This is a genomic window from Mesorhizobium sp. ArgA1, assembly GCF_053714375.1.
In genome coordinates this window covers 109,393-127,620 of the sequence record NZ_JBSKBQ010000002.1, presented here as the reverse complement: position 1 = coordinate 127,620, position 18,228 = coordinate 109,393, and the positions used below count along the sequence as shown (strand labels likewise).

Below are 18,228 nucleotides of genomic sequence, written 5' to 3'. Positions count from 1 at the left end.
ACTGTAAACGCGAATAATCCCGGCAGCAGACCGGACAGGCGCGAGCGGGTGTCGGCATGGAGCCGAGGCCCAGGGGAGGAAACATGGTTCAGGCTCAGGAATTCGAAAAAGTTCTCTCGAGCAGCGACACAAGCGTTGCGGCTTTTGACGAGCACAAATCGGCCGTCAAGCGCATCCAGCATTTCCTGCACTCGACACCGGCGGCGGTGCCGCTGATTGTGCTGGTCCTGTCGATCGTCATTTTCGGCATCGCCATCGGCGGGCGTTTCTTTTCATCCTATACTCTCACGTTGATCCTGCAGCAGATCGCCATCGTCGGCATCCTCGGTGCCGCGCAGACGCTGGTCATCCTGACCGCTGGTATCGACCTGTCGATTGGCGTGATCATGGTGATTTCGGCCGTGATCATGGGCAATTGCGCGGTCAGCTACGGTATGCCGGCCGTGCTCGCAGTGCCCATCGGACTTGCCGCCGGCGCGGCCTGCGGCCTGCTCAACGGCTTGCTGGTCGCCTACATGAAGCTGCCGCCGTTCATCGTCACGCTCGGCACCTGGAACATCGTCATGGCGACGAACTTCATTTATTCGGCCAACGAGACGATCCGCGACACCGACGTCGACACCCAGGCGCCGCTGCTGCATCTCTTTGCCCTGAGCTTCAAGGTCGGCACGGCGGTGTTGACACTCGGCGTCATCGCCACGGTCGTGCTTGTTATGGTCCTTTGGTACGTGCTCAACCACACCGCATGGGGCCGCCATGTCTACGCTGTTGGCGATGATCAGGAGGCGGCGAAGCTCTCTGGCATCCAGACCAAGAAGGTGTTGGTGACGGTCTACACCCTTGCCGGGTTAATCGCCGCTTTCGCTGCGTGGGTCTCCATCGGTCGCAACGGCTCCATCTCGCCGTCAGCCGCCGTTACCGACTACAATCTGCAGGCGATCACCGCGACGGTGATTGGCGGTATTTCACTGTTCGGCGGACGCGGCTCAATTCTGGGCACGCTGTTCGGCGCGATGATCGTCGGTGTCGTTTCGATGGGCCTCAACATGCTGGGCGCCGATCCGCAATGGAAGGTGCTGCTGACCGGTGTGCTGATCATCGGCGCGGTGGCGATCGACCAATGGATCAGAAAGGTTTCGGCATAATCATGACCCAGGAACCCATCCTCACCGCGCGCGGCCTGATCAAGCGCTATGGCCGCGTGACCGCCCTCGACAATGCCGATTTCGACCTCTACCCGGGCGAAATCCTGGCCGTCATCGGTGACAACGGCGCCGGCAAATCATCGCTGATCAAGGCGATTTCCGGCGCGGCAGTGCCCGACGAAGGGGAAATCCGGCTTGAAGGCAAACCCGTTGCCTTCAAGTCGCCGATGGAGGCCCGGGAAGCCGGCATCGAAACCGTCTACCAGAATCTGGCGCTGTCGCCGGCGCTGTCGATCGCCGACAACATGTTCCTCGGCCGCGAAATCCGCAAACCTGGCTTTCTCGGCCAATGGCTGCGCATGCTCGACCGTCCGGCGATGGAAAAGCGCGCCCGCGACAAACTGACCGAACTCGGCCTGATGACCATCCAGAACATCAGCCAGGCGGTGGAAACGCTCTCGGGCGGCCAGCGCCAGGGCGTGGCTGTGGCGCGCGCCGCTGCCTTCGGCAGTCGCGTGGTGATCATGGACGAGCCGACGGCCGCGCTTGGCGTCAAGGAAAGCCGCCGCGTGCTGGAACTGATCCTCGACGTCAAGAAGCGCGGCCTGCCGATCGTGCTGATCTCACACAACATGCCGCATGTCTTCGAGGTCGCGGACCGCATCCACATCCATCGGCTCGGCCGGCGCCTCTGCGTCGTCGATCCGAAGCAGATTTCGATGTCGGATGCGGTGGCGCTGATGACCGGGGCCAAGAAGCCGCCGGAGGATGCGCTGGCGGCCTGACCGGCCCTACGGGTAAATTGCCGCAGGGGGAAGCATGCGGCATCTCAGCCTAAATCGATTGAATATATGCTGCAATGCACTAGGATAGGCTGGGACTTGCGCTGAAAGCCGGTATGATCGCGGCATTATCACGAGAGGCAGTATGACGCGCACGATGACATCCGAAGCCCCTGATCTCGAAATCCCCGATCCCAAGACGCTCGCCGACGAAGTGCTGTCGGCCCTCAAATACAGGGTCGGCAAGGGCACCAACGTCGCCACGCAATATGATTGGCTGACGGCCTCGATCAAGGTCGTGCGCGACCGCATCGTCGATCACTGGATGCAGGCGACGCAGGAGGCCTACGCCCAGCAGGAAAAGCGCGTCTATTACCTGTCGCTGGAATTCCTCATCGGCCGGCTGATGCGCGATGCCTTCTCCAATCTCGGCCTGATGGACAATATGCGCGAGGCGCTGAAGTCGCTGGGCGTCGACCTCGACCTCATCGCCGGGCTCGAGCCGGATGCAGCGCTCGGCAATGGCGGTCTCGGCCGGCTTGCCGCCTGCTTCATGGAAAGCATGGCAACCGTCGACATTCCCGCCCATGGCTACGGCATCCGCTACGCCAATGGCATGTTCCGCCAGGAGATCCATGACGGCTGGCAGGTCGAACTGCCCGAGACCTGGCTCGACCACGGCAACCCCTGGGAGTTCGAACGCCGCGAGCGTGCCTTCGAGGTCGGCTTCGGCGGTTCGGTGGAATCGATCACCTCCAAGGACGGCCGGCTCGAACGCCACGTCTGGAAGCCGACAGAGCATGTCCAGGCCGTCGCCTACGACACGCCGGTGGTCGGCTGGCGGGCCAACCGCGTCAACACGCTGCGGCTGTGGTCCGGCATGCCGATCGATCCGATCCTGCTCGACAAGTTCAACGCCGGCGACCACATCGGCGCGCTTGCCGAAAGCAACAAGGCCGATGCGCTGTCGCGCGTGCTTTACCCTGCCGATTCCCACAAGGCCGGGCAGGAACTGCGGCTGCGCCAGGAATACTTCTTCTCCACCGCCTCGCTGCAGGACATCGTCCAGCGCCATCTGAGCCAGTATGGCGATCTCTTCTCGCTGCCCGACAAGGCCGCGATCCATCTGAATGACACCCATCCGGCGATTGCCGTGCCGGAGCTGATGCGCTTGCTGATGGATGTCCACGGCATGGATTTCGACCAGGCCTGGGACATCACCAAGCGCACCTTCGGTTACACCAACCACACGCTGCTGCCCGAGGCGCTGGAAAGCTGGCCGGTTCCGCTGTTCGAGCGGCTTTTGCCGCGCCACATGCAGATCGTCTACGCCATCAATGCCCAGGTGCTGCTGGAGGCCCGTGCCACCAACCAGTTCTCCAACGAGCAGATCAGCCGCATCTCGCTGATCCAGGAAGCCGGCGACCGCCGCGTGCGCATGGGCAACCTGGCCTTTGTCGGCTCGCACTCGATCAACGGCGTGTCGGCGCTGCATACAGAGCTGATGAAGGAGACGGTGTTTGCCGATCTCCACAAGCTCTATCCCGATCGCATCAACAACAAGACCAACGGCATTACGCCGCGGCGCTGGCTGATCCAGTGCAATCCGGGTCTCACCGCGCTCACCCGTGAAGCGATCGGTGACCGCTTCCTCGACGATATCGACGCCATCAAGGGGCTCGATGCCTTTGCCGGCGACGCCGCCTTCCGCGACAAGTTTGCTGCGGTCAAGCGCTCCAACAAGGTCAAGCTTGCCAATCTCGTCGCCGACCGGCTTGGCATCAAGGTCGATCCGTCTGCGCTGTTCGACATCCAGGTCAAGCGCATCCACGAATACAAGCGCCAGCTGCTCAACATCCTGGAAGCCATCGCCCTTTACGACCAGATCCGCTCGCATCCCGAGCTGGACTGGATGCCGCGCGTGAAATTCTTCGGCGGCAAGGCGGCGCCCAGCTACCACAACGCCAAGCTGATCATCAAACTCGCCAACGACGTCGCCAAGGTCATCAACAGCGACCCGTCGGTGCGCGGCCTGCTGAAGGTGGTGTTCGTACCGAACTACAATGTCAGCCTTGCCGAGGTGATGATGCCGGCCGCGGACCTGTCGGAGCAGATATCGACTGCCGGCATGGAAGCTTCGGGCACCGGCAACATGAAGTTCGCGCTGAATGGCGCCTTGACCATCGGCACACTCGACGGCGCCAATGTCGAGATCAAGGAGTGTGTCGGCGACGACAACATCTTCATCTTCGGGTTGACCACGGCCGAAGTCGCCGAGCGGCGCGCCAATGGCTACAACCCGCGCGCCGTCATCGAAGGATCGCCGGAACTGGCGCAGGCTGTCGCTGCCGTCTCGTCGGGCGTGTTCTCGCCCGACCAGCCGGATCGCTACCGCGAACTGGTCGACGGTCTCTACAACACCGATTGGTTCATGGTGGCGGCGGATTTCGACGCCTACGCCGCTGCCCAGCGCGATGTCGACGCCGTCTGGCGCAACAGTCCCGACTGGTACGCACGTGCAATCAGCAACGTCGCCCGCGTCGGTTGGTTCTCGTCCGATCGCACAATCCGCCAATATGCGAAAGAAATCTGGAACGTGCCCGCCTGATATGATTGCATGAGGCCCACGAACAATGTGGCCTCGTGCATGTCGCCCAAAAGTGCATAGCGGTTTTGGGCCAACGACATGCACAAAACAAAATAGCACCCTGGGAGGGACGCTACCTGATGAGGAAACCGCGCGTGACCGCTGCGACAAGCGGGCCGGACGGGCTGGCGCCAGCCGGCGATGTCGCGGCGATTGTTGCCGGCACGCACGGCGATCCCTTCGCGGTTCTGGGTGTGCATGAAGCCGGCAAGGGCTTCGTTGCCCGCTGCTTCGTGCCCAATGCCGAGTTTGTCACCGCTTATACGCTGACCGGCAAGGAAGTCGGCGAACTCTCACGTCGCGACGATGCCGGTTTCTTCGAGGGCAAGGTTTCGATCCGCAAACGCCAGCCGCTGCGCTTTCACGCCAAAAATGCCGGCGGCGACTGGTGGCTGACCGATCCCTATTCCTTCGGCCCGGTGCTCGGCCCGATGGACGACTATTACATCGCCCAAGGGTCGCATCTCAGGCTGTTCGACAAGCTCGGCGCCCATCTCATCGACCATGAGGGCGCGTCGGGCGTGCATTTTGCCGTCTGGGCGCCCAATGCGCGGCGTGTCTCGGTGGTCGGCGACTTCAACGAATGGGACGGCCGCCGCCATACGATGCGCGACCGCCGCGACACCGGCATCTGGGAACTGTTCATTCCCGATATCGGCGCTGGCCGGCCCTACAAATACGAGATCATTGCCCCTGATGGCGTGCGCCTGCCGCTCAAGGCCGATCCGTTCGCCTTCAAATCCGAGCTTCGCCCGGCCACCGCTTCGGTGACGGCGGTGCCGCCGGCGCATGAATGGGGTGACGATGCGCACCGCAGCTACTGGCGCAAGGCCGATCTGCGGCGAGAAGCCATATCGATCTACGAGGTCCATGCCGGCTCGTGGCAGCAACACGATGACGGCAGCTTCCTGTCATGGGACGAACTCGCCGACCAGCTGATCCCCTATGCCGTCGAAACCGGCTTCACCCACATCGAATTCCTGCCGATCTCCGAACATCCCTATGACCCGTCATGGGGTTATCAGACAACCGGACTTTATGCCCCGTCGGCGCGCTTCGGCGACCCTGAAGGTTTTGCCCGTTTCGTCGACGGTGCGCACCGCGCCGGCGTCGGCGTCATCCTCGACTGGGTGCCGGCGCATTTCCCGGTCGACGCGCATGGCCTGGCCAATTTCGACGGCACCGCACTTTATGAGCATGCCGATCCACGCAAGGGTTTTCATCCCGACTGGAACACCGCAATCTACAATTTCGGCCGCCGCGAGGTGGTGTCGTTCCTCGTCAACAATGCGCTGTTCTGGGCCGAGAAATACCATGTCGACGGTTTGCGCGTCGATGCCGTGGCCTCGATGCTCTACCTCGACTATTCGCGCAAGGCGGGCGAATGGATCCCCAACGAGAAGGGTGGTCGCGAAAACCTCGAAGCGGTATCCTTCCTGCAGAAGATGAACAAGGAGGTCTACGGCCACCATCTCGGCGTGATGACCATCGCCGAGGAATCGACTTCATGGCCGAAGGTCTCCGCTCCGGTGCATGAAGGCGGACTGGGCTTCGGCTTCAAGTGGAACATGGGCTTCATGCACGACACGCTGGAGTATTTTGCCAAGGAGCCGATCTTCCGCAAGCACCACCACAACGACCTGACCTTCGGCCTGACCTACGCCTTTTCAGAGAATTTCGTGCTGCCGCTCTCCCATGACGAGGTCGTGCACGGCAAAGGCACGCTGCTCGGCAAGATGGCCGGCGACGACTGGCAGAAATTCGCGACCTTGCGCGCCTTTTACGCCTTCATGTGGGGCTATCCCGGCAAGAAGCTGTTGTTCATGGGCCAGGAATTCGCCCAGCGCCGCGAGTGGAGCGAAGCGCGCGCGCTCGACTGGAACCTGCTTGACTTCGGCCCGCATCGCGGCGTCTGGCAGACAGTGCGCGACCTCAACTACCTCTACCGCTCGCGCCCGGCGCTGCATGCGCGCGACTGCGAGCCGGAAGGTTTCTCCTGGCTGATTGTCGACGACAAGGAGAACTCGGTCTTCGCCTGGCTGCGCAGCGCGCCCGACGGCAACCCGATCGCCGTCATTTCCAACTTCACGCCGGTGCCGCGCGACAATTATCGCGTGCCGTTGCCCCAGGTCGGCAAATGGCGCGAAATCATCAACACCGACGCTTCGGACTATGGTGGTTCGGGCAAGGGCAATGGCGGCGTGGTCGAAGCCAGGGCGGAGGGAGGAGGCATTTCGGCGACGATGCTTTTGCCGCCGCTGTCGACGATCATGCTTGAATTCATTGCGGACTAGGTCCGTCAATGCGCTGCGGACGAAGTCCGTCAGCTTGTTGGCGACTGAGCGATGCACCAGACTGGTAATTTGGGAGGGTAAAAATGGCAGACTTGAAAAGAACCCAGCCGCTGGCCCGCGATGCCATGGCCTATGTGCTGGCCGGCGGCCGCGGCAGCCGGCTCAAGGAATTGACCGACCGCCGCGCCAAGCCCGCGGTCTATTTCGGCGGCAAGACGCGCATCATCGATTTCGCGCTGTCCAATGCGCTCAACTCCGGCATTCGCCGCCTCGGTGTCGCCACCCAATACAAGGCGCATTCGCTGATCCGCCACCTCCAGCGCGGCTGGAACTTCCTGCGCCCCGAGCGAAACGAAAGCTTCGACATCCTGCCGGCCAGCCAGCGTGTCTCGGAAACCCAGTGGTATGAAGGCACCGCCGACGCCGTCTACCAGAACATCGATATCATCGAGGCCTATGGCCCCGAATACATGGTCATCCTCGCCGGCGACCACATCTACAAGATGGACTACGAGCTGATGCTGCGTCAGCACGTCGACGCCAATGCCGACGTCACCGTCGGTTGCCTCGAAGTGCCGCGCATGGAAGCGACCGGCTTCGGCGTCATGCATGTCGATGACAAGGACAACATCATCGCCTTCGTCGAAAAGCCTGCCGATCCGCCCGGTATTCCCGACAAGCCGGAATTCGCGCTGGCCTCGATGGGCATCTATGTCTTCAAGACCAAGTTCCTGATGGAACAGCTGCGCCGCGATGCCGCCGAGCCGGGTTCCAGCCGCGACTTCGGCAAGGACATCATCCCCTACATCGTCCAGAACGGTAAGGCGATTGCGCATCGCTTCGCCAAATCCTGCGTGCGCTCGACGGCCGAGAACGAGGCCTATTGGCGCGATGTCGGCACCGTCGACGCCTATTGGGAAGCCAATATCGACCTGACCGACATTACCCCCGAACTCGACCTCTACGACCGCGACTGGCCGATCTGGACCTATGCCGAATTGAAGCCGCCGGCAAAGTTCGTGCATGACGAGGATGGCCGGCGCGGTTCGGCCGTCTCCTCGCTGGTGTCGGGCGATTGCATCGTCTCAGGCGCTTCGCTGAAGCGCAGCCTGATCTTCACCGGCGCGCGCATCAACTCCTATTCGACGCTGGAAGAAGTCGTCATGCTGCCCGACGTTCATGTCGGGCGGAACGCAAAGTTGAAGCGCGTCGTCATCGACCACGGTGTAAGGATACCGGAAGGGCTGGTGGTTGGTGAAGACCCAGCGCTCGACGCCAAGCGTTTCCGCGTTTCAGAGAAGGGCATCTGCCTGGTCACGCAGGACATGATCGACAAGTTGAAGCTTTAGGAGCTATTCCAGGAAAAGTGTGAAACGGTTTTCCGTCCGGAATTGCGCAAAAACAAAGAGTTAGACAGGATCAGAAACGCATGCAGGTTCTGTCGGTCACGCCCGAGATCTTCCCGCTGATCAAGACCGGCGGACTGGCCGACGTGACCGGCGCACTGCCGATCGCACTTGCCGCCAAGGGCGTGACGATGCGCACGCTCATTCCCGGCTTTCCCCAGGTGATGGACGCCTTCAAGAAAAAGAAGGCCGTCTATCAGTACCCGCTGCTGCAGGGCGGCAAGGCTTCAGTCCATGCCGTGAAGATTGCCGGACTCGACCTGTTCGTGCTCGACGCGCCGCATCTCTACGACCGTCCCGGCGGCCCCTACGGCAACGCGGCCGGCGCCGACTGGCCCGACAATTGGCGGCGCTTCGCCGCGTTGAGCCAGGTCGGCGGCGACATCGCCGGCGGCGCCATTTCCGGCTACCAGCCGGATCTCGTCCACGCCCATGACTGGCAGTCGGCGATGACGCTCGCCTATATGCGATACGGCAAGGCGGTCGGCGTGCCGTCGCTGATCACTGTGCACAACCTTGCCTTCCAGGGCCAGTTCGGCGCCGGCATCTTCGGCGAGCTCGGCCTGCCGGCGGTGGCGATGGCGCTCGACGGCGTCGAATATTATGGCGGCGTCGGCTTCCTCAAGGCCGGGCTGCAGGCTGCCTGGGCGATCACCACGGTCAGCCCCACCTATGCCCAGGAGATCCGCTCGCCCGAATTCGGCATGGGTCTCGACGGCCTGATCAACATGCGATCCTCGGATCTCTACGGCATCGTCAACGGCATCGATGTCGACATCTGGAACCCCGAGACCGACAAGCATCTGGTGTCGGCCTATTCCGCGCAGGCGCTGAAGGCTCGCCTGCCCAACCGGGCTGTTGTCGAGGACCGTTTCAATCTGGAGCAGGACGACAGCCCGATCGTCTGCGTCATCAGCCGGCTGACCTGGCAAAAGGGTATGGACATACTGGCGGCGGTCGTCGACGGCGTCGTTGCCACCGGCGCGCGGCTGGCGATCCTTGGTTCGGGTGACGCCGGCCTCGAAGGCGCGCTGCTTGCCGCCGCCGCCCGCCATCGCGGCCGCATCGGCGTCGTGGTCGGCTATGACGAGGGGCTTTCCCACACAATGCAAGGCGGCTGCGACGCCATCGTCATCCCGTCGCGCTTCGAGCCTTGCGGGCTGACCCAGCTCTACGGCCTGCGCTATGGCTGCGTGCCGGTCGTGGCCCGCACCGGCGGCCTTGCCGACACCATCATCGATGCCAACGAGGCAGCGATCTCGGCAGGTGTGGCTACCGGCTTCCAGTTCGCGCCCAACAATGGCGGCGCGATGCTGCACGCCATCCGCCGGCTGGTCGACGCGCATTCGAGCCCGGCAGTCTGGGAACAGATCCAGCGCCAAGGCATGAAGGCCGATGTCTCCTGGGACAAGAGCGCCGACAAATACGTTGAACTCTACCGCCTGTTGCTTTCGAAAAGGGTTGCCTGAAGCATGATCCGGACCGTCCCCACCAAACCCTATCTTGACCAGAAACCCGGCACGTCCGGCCTGCGCAAGAAGGTGCCTGTCTTCCAGCAGGAGCACTATGCCGAGAACTTCATTCAGTCGATCTTCGATGCGCTCGACGGCTTCAAGGGCAAGACGCTGGTGATCGGCGGCGACGGCCGCTTCTACAACCGCGAGGTCATCCAGAAGGCCATTGCCATGGCCGCCGCCAACGGTTTCGGCAAGGTGATGGTCGGGCAGGGGGGCATATTGTCGACGCCGGCCGCCTCGCACGTCATCCGCAAATACAAGACCTTCGGCGGCATCATCCTGTCGGCCAGCCACAATCCGGGCGGCCCGCATGAAGATTTCGGCATCAAGTACAATGCCGGCAATGGCGGCCCGGCGCCGGAAAAACTGACCGACGCGATCTTCGAAAAGACCAAGACGATTTCGAGCTTCAAGACCGCCGATATCGCTGAGATCGACATCGACAAGATCGGCACGATCGAGGCCGGCGGCATGAAGGTCGAGATCATCGACCCGGTCGCCGACTATGCCGAGTTGATGGAGAGCCTGTTCGACTTCGACGCCATCCGCGCCAATTTCAAATACGGCTTCCGCATGCGCTTCGACGCCATGCATGCGGTCACCGGGCCCTATGCCAAGGAAATCCTCGAGCGCCGGCTTGGCGCGGAAAACGGCACCTGCCGCAACTACAAGCCGCTGCCGGATTTCGGTGGCCATCATCCCGATCCCAACCTGGTCCACGCCAAGCATCTCTATGACGAGATGATGGGACCGGACGCGCCGGATTTCGGTGCCGCTTCGGACGGCGATGGCGACCGCAACCTGATCATCGGCAAGGGCATCTTCGTCACCCCGTCGGACTCGGTGGCCATGCTTGCCGCCAATGCGCAACTGGCGCCGGGCTACAAGGACGGCCTGAAAGGCATCGCCCGCTCTATGCCGACCAGCGGGGCCGCCGACCGCGTTGCCGAAAAGCTCGGCATCGGCATCTATGAGACGCCAACCGGATGGAAGTTCTTCGGCAATCTGCTCGATGCCGGCATGGCGACGATCTGCGGCGAGGAAAGTGCCGGCACCGGGTCCAACCATGTCCGCGAAAAGGACGGGCTGTGGGCGGTACTGTTGTGGCTCAACATCCTGGCCGTGCGCGGCGAAAGCGCCAAGCAGGTGGTCACCGAGCACTGGGCGACCTATGGCCGCAACTACTATTCGCGTCATGACTATGAGGAGGTCGAGACTGAACGCGCCAACGCGCTGGTCGACGAACTTCGCGCCAAGCTGACCTCGCTGCCTGGCACCAGCGTGCGCGGCCTGAAGATCGCCAATGCCGACGATTTTGCCTATCACGATCCGGTCGACGGTTCGGTGAGCAAGAACCAGGGCATCCGTATCCTGTTCGAAGGCGGCTCGCGTGTCGTCTTCCGCCTCTCCGGCACCGGCACCTCGGGCGCGACGCTGCGCGTCTATATCGAGCGCTACGAGCCGGACAGGGCGAGGCATGATCTCGACACGCAAGAGGCGCTCGCCGATCTGATTGCCGCGGCGGATGACATTGCAGGGATCAAGAGCCACACCGGCCGCAACAAGCCGAGCGTGATTACTTGAGGGTGGTGAAGATGGCTCCCCCTTCTCCCCTTGTGGGGTCCGAAGGACGGGGCGAGACCCGTGGCTCGCGCCCGGGCGGTGGCCGAGCGAAGCTCGGACGGATGAGGGGTGCTCCAGCTTGGCGCAACCCGACGTCCAGATCATGGACGCCGCATTGCTTCCAACACCCCTCATCCGTCTCGGCGCTGCGCGCCGATCCACCTTCTCCCACAAGGGGAGAAGGGGAAGTGCGCCCATGAACCAGCTCGGCGCCACCATCAGCCACCAAGGCATACGCTTCGCCGTCTGGTCGTCATCCGCGCGGCGTCTCTGGGTGTCGATCTTCGATGATGCGGGCTACCACGAGGTCGACCGGGTCGAACTCCAGCCGGAAGGCGAGGGTGTTCATGCGCTTTTCGTCGCCGGCCTCGCTGCCGGCACGCGCTACGGCTTGCGCGCCGATGGCGATTATGCGCCAGAGCGCGGTCTGTGGTTTGACCCCGACAAGTTGCTGACCGATCCCTATGCCGTCGAGATCGACAGGCCCTACGCCTATGACTGGCGCCTGACCCGGCCCCGCAGCATGGGTATGGACACGGCCTCGCTGATGCCCAAGGCGGTGGCTGTGGCTTTGCCCAAAGCCGTCCCGGCCGCGCCGCCGCTGTTCCAGCCCGGCGGCCTGATCTACGAGCTCAATGTCCGTTCCTTCACCAAGCTGCATCCCGACATCCCCGAAGGCCAGCGCGGCACCGTTGCGGCGCTTGCCCATCCGACCATCATAGAACACCTCAAGAAGCTCGGCGTCTCCGCTGTCGAACTGATGCCGACCACCGCGTCGATCGACGAGCGGCATCTGCCGCCGCTCGGCCTCAGCAACGCCTGGGGCTACAACCCAGTCACCTTCATGGCGCTCGATCCGCGCCTGGCGCCGGGCGGTCTCGCCGAATTGCGCGATACGGTTGCGGCCCTGCGCAAGGCCGGCATAGGGACCATCCTCGATCTCGTCTTCAACCACACCGGCGAAAGCGACCGGCTCGGGCCGACGCTGTCGCTGCGTGGCCTCGATGCCAGCGCCTATTACCGGCACGAGGCGGGCGGCAGGCTGGCCAACGACACCGGCACCGGCAACACCGTCGCCTGCGACCACCCGGTCGTCCGCGACATGGTGCTCGATACGCTTCGCCATTTCGTGCGCCATGCCGGCGTCGACGGCTTCCGCTTCGATCTGGCGCCGGTTCTCGGCCGCGTCGACGGCGTTTTCGATCCAAACGCACCCTTGCTGCAAGCCATCATCGATGATCCCGTTCTGGCCGACCGTGTGCTGATCGCCGAGCCCTGGGACATCGGCCCGAACGGTTATCAGCTCGGCAATTTCCGCCCGCCTTACCTCGAATGGAACGACCGCTACCGCGACGATGTCAGGCGTTTCTGGCGAGGCGATGCCGGTGTGGTCGGCGCGCTGGCGACAAGGCTTGCCGGCTCGTCCGATGTCTTCGCCAAAGAAGGCCGCAGCTTCAGCCGCACGGTCAATTTCATCGCCGCGCATGACGGCATGACTTTGGCCGATATCGTCGCCTATCAGGCCAAGCACAACCAGGCCAATGGCGAGAAGAACCGCGACGGCCACAACGAGAACCTGTCCTGGAACAATGGCGTCGAGGGCGAGACCTCCGACAAGGCGATTGCCGAGGCCCGGCTCCATGATCGCTCCGCGCTGCTTGCCACCTTGTTTGCCTCGCGCGGCACGATCATGCTGACCGCGGGCGACGAATTCGGGCGTACGCAAAAAGGTAACAACAACGCCTATGCGCAAGATAACGCCATCACCTGGCTCGACTGGGCCGGGCGCGACCTTGCGCTGGAAGCCCATGTGTCGGCGCTCGCGGCACTCCGCCGCGCAATGCCGGCGCTTGCCGGCCCGCGCTTCCTGACTGGAGAACGGCAAGGCGGTTCGGACGTGCCCGACGTCGCCTGGCTGACCGAGACCGGCGCGCCACTGAGCGTGGCCGACTGGAACGATGCCGCGCGCCATCGCCTCGTCATGCTGCTCGCCGATGGCGGGGACGAGCGCCTCGCCGTCATCGTCAATGGCGACCGCCGCCAATGCGTCTTCACGCTGCCTGCGCGGGAAGGGTTCCAATGGCAGCCGGCGATTGAAACGCAGGCGATCGACCTCGCGCGCCCGCTGCCCGGCCGCAGCGTCAGTTTCATGATCGAGCGCCGGACCGCAAAGGGCCGCGCCAGGAAGGGTTCGTGATGGCCGACGACAATGCCCAGTCGGGACCTGAACAGAGCGCCGAATGGTGGCGCGGCTGCGTCATCTACCAGATCTATCCGCGCTCATTCCAGGACACGACCGGCGACGGTAGCGGCGACCTCTCGGGCATCACCTCGCGGCTGGCGCACGTCGCCTCGCTCGGCGTCGACGCCGTCTGGCTGTCGCCCTTCTTCAAATCGCCGATGGCCGATATGGGCTACGACGTATCGGACTATCAGGCGGTCGATCCGATGTTCGGCTCCTTGGAGGATTTCGATTCGCTGGTGGCCGAGGCGCACCGGCTCGGCCTGAAGGTGATCATCGACCAGGTTCTGTCTCACTCCTCCGACAAGCACGAATGGTTCGTCGAAAGCCGTGCCAGCCGCGACAACCCCAAGGCCGACTGGTACGTCTGGGCTGAGACCAAACCCGACGGCAACGCTCCCAATAACTGGCTGTCGGTATTTGGCGGTCCGGCCTGGGAGTGGGACGCGACCCGCCGGCAATACTACATGCACAATTTCCTGGCCTCGCAGCCGGACCTCAACTTCCACAATCCGGAAGTCCAGGACGCGTTGCTGGAGACGGTGCGGTTCTGGCTCGAACGCGGCGTCGACGGATTTCGTCTCGACACAGTCAACTACTATGTCCATGACCGCTGGCTGCGCAGCAATCCGCCGCTGGCGTCGAGCGTCGCCGGCACCAACGGCGAAACCAACACCTACCTCTTCCAGGAACATCTGTTCGACAAGTCGCGGCCAGAGAACCTCGATTTCCTCCGGCGCTTTCGCGCTCTGCTCGATGAGTATCCCGACCGCGCCAGCGTCGGCGAGGTCGGCGACGAAGGCCGCTCGCTGCAGACGTTGGCCGCCTACACCTCCGGCGGCGACAAGCTCAACATGTGCTACACTTTCGATCTGCTCGGGTCACAATTCTCGCCCGCCCATGTGCGCGGCTGCGTCGAGGCCTTCGAGGCAGCGGTTGTCGACGGCTGGGTCTGCTGGGCGTTCTCCAACCACGATGTCGTGCGCCATGTCAGCCGCTGGACGCGGCCGGGCGGCGATCCAAATGCGGTGGCCACATTCGCAATCGCGCTGCTCTCATGCCTGCGCGGCTCGATCTGCCTCTATCAGGGCGAAGAGCTTGGGCTGGAAGAGGCGGAACTGACCTTCGAGGACCTGCGTGATCCCTTCGGCATCCGTTTCTGGCCGGGGCTCAAGGGCAGGGACGGTTGCCGCACGCCGATGGTCTGGGAGGCGGGCGCCGACAATGCCGGCTTCTCGACGGCCAAGCCCTGGCTGCCGGTGCCGGCAAGTCACCGCGCCCACGCGGTGGACATCCAGAATGGCGACGAAAATTCCGTGCTCGCCGGCTATCGGACGATGCTGTCCCTGCGTAAGGCGCATCCGGCGCTGGTCAAGGGGTCGATCCGCTTTCTCGATACCGAAGGCGAAGTCCTTGCCTTCGTCAGGCAGGGTGAGGGCGAGACATTGCTCTGCGTCTTCAACTTCGCGGACGAGCCGGCCGACTGGCCACTGCCGCTGGATTTCGGGCCTGTCGTGGCGATCGGTCTGGATGGCGCTGCCCTCCAGGAGGATGGTTTGTCGCTGCCGGCACTGGGCTGCTTTGTCGGCAAGATAGCCTGATCCGTTCAGGGACAGGCTGGCGTCAAAATCGCCTTTGGCAGATCCCATGTCCTCAAATTCAGGCGGGCTTATATTTTAGGGAACGCTGTTTTAGCGTTGAAGCAGCTCACTCAACGTCAAGCAAGCAACGGTTGAAATAATATTTCCGTCTGTCTAGTCTCCTGCCACCAAGCTGCCGGACGGGAACCGGTGGCGCGCTCAAAAAGGGCCAGAAATCGGTTCCGGGGCGTCAACACTCGAAAGGCGCGAGCCGCTGGGCAGCGCCACAGGGAGAGACTTCATGCTGAAAAATATGCTGAAGGCGACGCTGGTCGCCACAACCATGACCTTTGCCGCAGGCACGTTCCTGACGCCGGCCCTTGCCGAGACTGTCTATAACAGGGGCAGCGCTGCCGAAGCGGAGACGGTCGATCCGCACAAGACCTCGACCGTCTACGAAGCCGATATCATACGCGACCTGTTCCAGGGGCTGGTCATGCACGATCAGAAGACGAACCTTATTCCGGGCGCCGCCGAAAGCTGGACGGTATCGGATGACGGCACCGTCTACACCTTCAAGCTGCGCAAGGACGGCTTGTGGTCGGATGGCAGCCCGGTGACGGCGGACGACTTCGTCTACTCCTTCCGCCGGCTGGAGGATCCGGCGACCGCCGCCGAATACGCTTCCATGCTCTATCCGGTGAAGAACGCCGAGGAAGTCAACACCAAGAAGGGCAAGCCCGAGGATCTGGGCGTCAAGGCGATCGACGCCAACACCCTGGAAGTGACGCTGAAGGCGCCGACGCCATACTTCCTGGAGATGCTGACTCACCAGGCCACCTATCCGGTCAACAAGGCCTCGATCGACAAGCTCGGCGCCGACTGGATCAAGGCGGGCAATCTCGTTTCGAACGGCGCCTATACACTGGCCGAGTGGATTCCCAACGACCACATGAAGCTGGTCAAGAATCCGAAATTCTGGGACGCCGCGACCGTCAAGATGGACGTCGTCAACTACATCCCGACCGAAGACCGCTCATCGGCGATGAAGCGTTTCGAGGCCGGCGAACTCGACAGCTACGGCGACCTGCCGACCGAACAGCTTGCTGACCTCAAGACCAAGTTCGGCGATCAGGTCCGCGTCGGACCATATCTCGGCACCTACTATTACGCGATCAAGACCGACAAGGCGCCGTGGGACAATGTCGAGCTGCGCAACGCCATCTCGATGGCGATCGACCGCGACTTCCTCGCGGAGAAGGTCTGGCAGAACTCGATGCTGCCTGGCTATTCGATGGTGCCTCCGGGCATCGCGGGCTACACGCCGGCAATGGCCAAATACGCCGACATGTCTCAGATCGACCGCGAGGACGCCGCCAAGAAGATCCTCGAGAAACTCGGCTATACGCCCGAGCATCCGCTGAAGATGGAGATTCGCTACAACACCTCGGAAAATCACAAGAACACCGCGGTCGCCATCCAGGAACAGCTGAAGCCGCTTGGCGTCGAGATCACGCTGCTCAACACCGATACCAAGACCCACTATTCCTTCCTCGAGCAGAAGGGCAACTATGACGTGGCGCGTGCCGCCTGGATCGCCGACTACAAGGATCCGGAAACCTTCCTCGGCATCACACGCAAGGCGAGCGGCAACAACTATTCGAACTACAGCAGCCCGGCATACGAGGCGGCCATGGACAAGGCCGCCGCCGCAGGCGGCAAGCCGGAAGAGCGCATGAAGGACCTCACTGAGGCCGAGCGCATCCTCGTTGATGATGTCGGCAACATTCCGCTTCTCTACTACAGCTTCCACGATATCGTTTCCTCGAAGCTGCACGGCTTCGACGACAATGTGATGGACATCCATCCGTCCCGCTTCGTCTCCAAGGACTGATAGTCATCCTTGACTGGACCGCCGCGCCTTATCCGGGCGCGGCGGGCTGGTCGGTCATCGCACCGGTCCGAAAGTCGTGGTCGATTTTCGGCAAGCCCGGTGCGAAGATTTGGCGCCGGAGCGTGGTTATGCGTCCGCATGGACGTGTGTCGCTCTGGCCGAAACGGGGCGCCGATGCTGCGATATATCTTACGGCGGCTTCTGACCGCCATACCGACGCTATTCGTCATCGTGACCTTGGCGTTTTTCCTGATACGCGTCGCACCGGGCGGCCCGTTTAATCAGGAGCGGGGCCTCAGTCCCGAGATCAGGGCCAATCTGGAAGCACAGTTCGGCCTCGATGATCCGCTTTGGCTGCAATATGCCCACTATCTCGGCAACCTGCTGCGGGGCAATTTCGGGCCGAGCTACAATTTGCCTGACTTCACCGTCACCGAACTCTTCGCCAAGGGCTTGCCGATTTCAGTCCAGCTCGGCACCTCCGCGCTGATCCTGGCGCTTCTGCTGGGTTCGGTGCTCGGCACCATTGCCGCCCTCAACCAGAACAAGCTTGGCGACTATACGGTGATCGCGCTGGCGACCGCCGGCAGCACCATCCCCACCTTCGTCATCGCCCCGATCATCCAGCTTGCCTTCGGATTGACCTGGAAGCTTTTGCCGATCGGCGGCTGGGGTGATGGCGCACTGATCAACAAGGTCGGCCCGGTGCTGACGCTCGCTTTGCCGCAGATCGCCATCGTCGCCCGCTTGATGCGCGGTTCGATGATCGAGAGCTTGCGCTCGCATCATATCCGAACCGCACGTGCGCTCGGCCTGTCCGACTGGTCGGTGGTGGTCAAGCACGCATTGCGCGGCGCCATTCTGCCGATCGTTTCCTTCACCGGTCCGGCGGCCGCGGCGCTGCTTACCGGTTCTGTCATCGTCGAGACGATCTTCTCTATTCCCGGCGTCGGCCGCTATTTCGTCGATGCAGCGCTCAACCGCGACTACACGCTGGTGATGGGGACCGTGGTGGTGATCGCGCTCTTCACCATCGTCTTCAACCTGATCGTCGACGTCATGTACGCGGTCGTCGACCCCAGAGTTCGCTATGACTGA

The 18,228-nt window shown here is 62.8% G+C and carries 11 protein-coding genes; all 11 read left to right on the top strand.

Annotated features, from left to right (window positions below; all coding sequences use genetic code 11):
* Positions 1 to 83 precede the first annotated feature (83 nt).
* The 11 genes from ACWGTI_RS07925 (at position 84) to ACWGTI_RS07875 (ending at position 18,228) form a co-directional block, all read left to right on the top strand.
* Complete coding sequence (locus ACWGTI_RS07925) at positions 84 to 1,145, top strand: ABC transporter permease (protein ID WP_454586591.1); 1,062 nt, start codon at positions 84 to 86, stop codon at positions 1,143 to 1,145.
* Positions 1,146 to 1,147: 2 nt separating this feature from the next.
* Positions 1,148 to 1,930 carry an ATP-binding cassette domain-containing protein gene (locus tag ACWGTI_RS07920; RefSeq protein WP_454586590.1) on the top strand — a complete coding sequence of 261 codons (783 nt, stop codon included), beginning with the start codon at positions 1,148 to 1,150 and terminating at the stop codon, positions 1,928 to 1,930.
* Between the two features lie 142 nt (positions 1,931 to 2,072).
* Positions 2,073 to 4,535 (top strand): glycogen/starch/alpha-glucan phosphorylase, encoded by a 2,463-nt coding sequence (locus tag ACWGTI_RS07915; protein ID WP_454586589.1) that lies wholly within the window; start codon positions 2,073 to 2,075, stop codon positions 4,533 to 4,535.
* A 119-nt stretch (positions 4,536 to 4,654) separates the two neighbouring features.
* The gene (glgB, locus tag ACWGTI_RS07910; protein WP_454586588.1) at positions 4,655 to 6,868 is read left to right on the top strand and encodes a 1,4-alpha-glucan branching protein GlgB; all 2,214 of its coding nucleotides are present in this window, start codon (positions 4,655 to 4,657) and stop codon (positions 6,866 to 6,868) included.
* Positions 6,869 to 6,951: 83 nt separating this feature from the next.
* The gene (glgC, locus tag ACWGTI_RS07905) at positions 6,952 to 8,217 is read left to right on the top strand and encodes a glucose-1-phosphate adenylyltransferase (RefSeq protein WP_454586587.1); all 1,266 of its coding nucleotides are present in this window, start codon (positions 6,952 to 6,954) and stop codon (positions 8,215 to 8,217) included.
* Positions 8,218 to 8,297: 80 nt separating this feature from the next.
* Positions 8,298 to 9,743, top strand: coding sequence for a glycogen synthase GlgA (gene glgA, locus ACWGTI_RS07900; protein ID WP_454586586.1), 1,446 nt, complete (start codon positions 8,298 to 8,300; stop codon positions 9,741 to 9,743).
* Positions 9,744 to 9,746: 3 nt separating this feature from the next.
* The gene (locus ACWGTI_RS07895) at positions 9,747 to 11,375 is read left to right on the top strand and encodes an alpha-D-glucose phosphate-specific phosphoglucomutase (RefSeq protein WP_454586585.1); all 1,629 of its coding nucleotides are present in this window, start codon (positions 9,747 to 9,749) and stop codon (positions 11,373 to 11,375) included.
* Between the two features lie 235 nt (positions 11,376 to 11,610).
* Entirely contained in the window at positions 11,611 to 13,611 is a 2,001-nt protein-coding gene (gene glgX / locus ACWGTI_RS07890) for a glycogen debranching protein GlgX (RefSeq protein WP_454586584.1), read from the top strand.
* On the top strand, positions 13,611 to 15,257 hold the full coding sequence (bglA, locus tag ACWGTI_RS07885; RefSeq protein WP_454586583.1) for a beta-galactosidase BglA: 1,647 nt from the start codon (positions 13,611 to 13,613) through the stop codon (positions 15,255 to 15,257). Before glgX ends, bglA begins: the two co-directional genes overlap by 1 nt.
* Before the next feature lie 280 nt (positions 15,258 to 15,537).
* On the top strand, positions 15,538 to 17,130 hold the full coding sequence (locus tag ACWGTI_RS07880) for a peptide ABC transporter substrate-binding protein (protein ID WP_454586582.1): 1,593 nt from the start codon (positions 15,538 to 15,540) through the stop codon (positions 17,128 to 17,130).
* A gap of 174 nt (positions 17,131 to 17,304) precedes the next feature.
* Positions 17,305 to 18,228, top strand: a complete 924-nt coding sequence (locus tag ACWGTI_RS07875) for an ABC transporter permease subunit (RefSeq protein WP_454573872.1) — start codon at positions 17,305 to 17,307, stop codon at positions 18,226 to 18,228.

What these genes read in the sequence shown, in the direction of transcription:
- glgC (WP_454586587.1), top strand. Translation starts at nt 6,952, where the DNA reads ATGGCAGACTTGAAAAGAACCCAGCCGCTGGCCCGCGATGCCATGGCC.
- ACWGTI_RS07895 (WP_454586585.1), top strand. Translation starts at nt 9,747, where the DNA reads ATGATCCGGACCGTCCCCACCAAACCCTATCTTGACCAGAAACCCGGC.
- glgA (WP_454586586.1), top strand. Translation starts at nt 8,298, where the DNA reads ATGCAGGTTCTGTCGGTCACGCCCGAGATCTTCCCGCTGATCAAGACC.
- ACWGTI_RS07915 (WP_454586589.1), top strand. Translation starts at nt 2,073, where the DNA reads ATGACGCGCACGATGACATCCGAAGCCCCTGATCTCGAAATCCCCGAT.
- ACWGTI_RS07875 (WP_454573872.1), top strand. Translation starts at nt 17,305, where the DNA reads ATGCTGCGATATATCTTACGGCGGCTTCTGACCGCCATACCGACGCTA.
- ACWGTI_RS07925 (WP_454586591.1), top strand. Translation starts at nt 84, where the DNA reads ATGGTTCAGGCTCAGGAATTCGAAAAAGTTCTCTCGAGCAGCGACACA.
- ACWGTI_RS07880 (WP_454586582.1), top strand. Translation starts at nt 15,538, where the DNA reads ATGCTGAAAAATATGCTGAAGGCGACGCTGGTCGCCACAACCATGACC.
- glgX (WP_454586584.1), top strand. Translation starts at nt 11,611, where the DNA reads ATGAACCAGCTCGGCGCCACCATCAGCCACCAAGGCATACGCTTCGCC.
- bglA (WP_454586583.1), top strand. Translation starts at nt 13,611, where the DNA reads ATGGCCGACGACAATGCCCAGTCGGGACCTGAACAGAGCGCCGAATGG.
- glgB (WP_454586588.1), top strand. Translation starts at nt 4,655, where the DNA reads ATGAGGAAACCGCGCGTGACCGCTGCGACAAGCGGGCCGGACGGGCTG.
- ACWGTI_RS07920 (WP_454586590.1), top strand. Translation starts at nt 1,148, where the DNA reads ATGACCCAGGAACCCATCCTCACCGCGCGCGGCCTGATCAAGCGCTAT.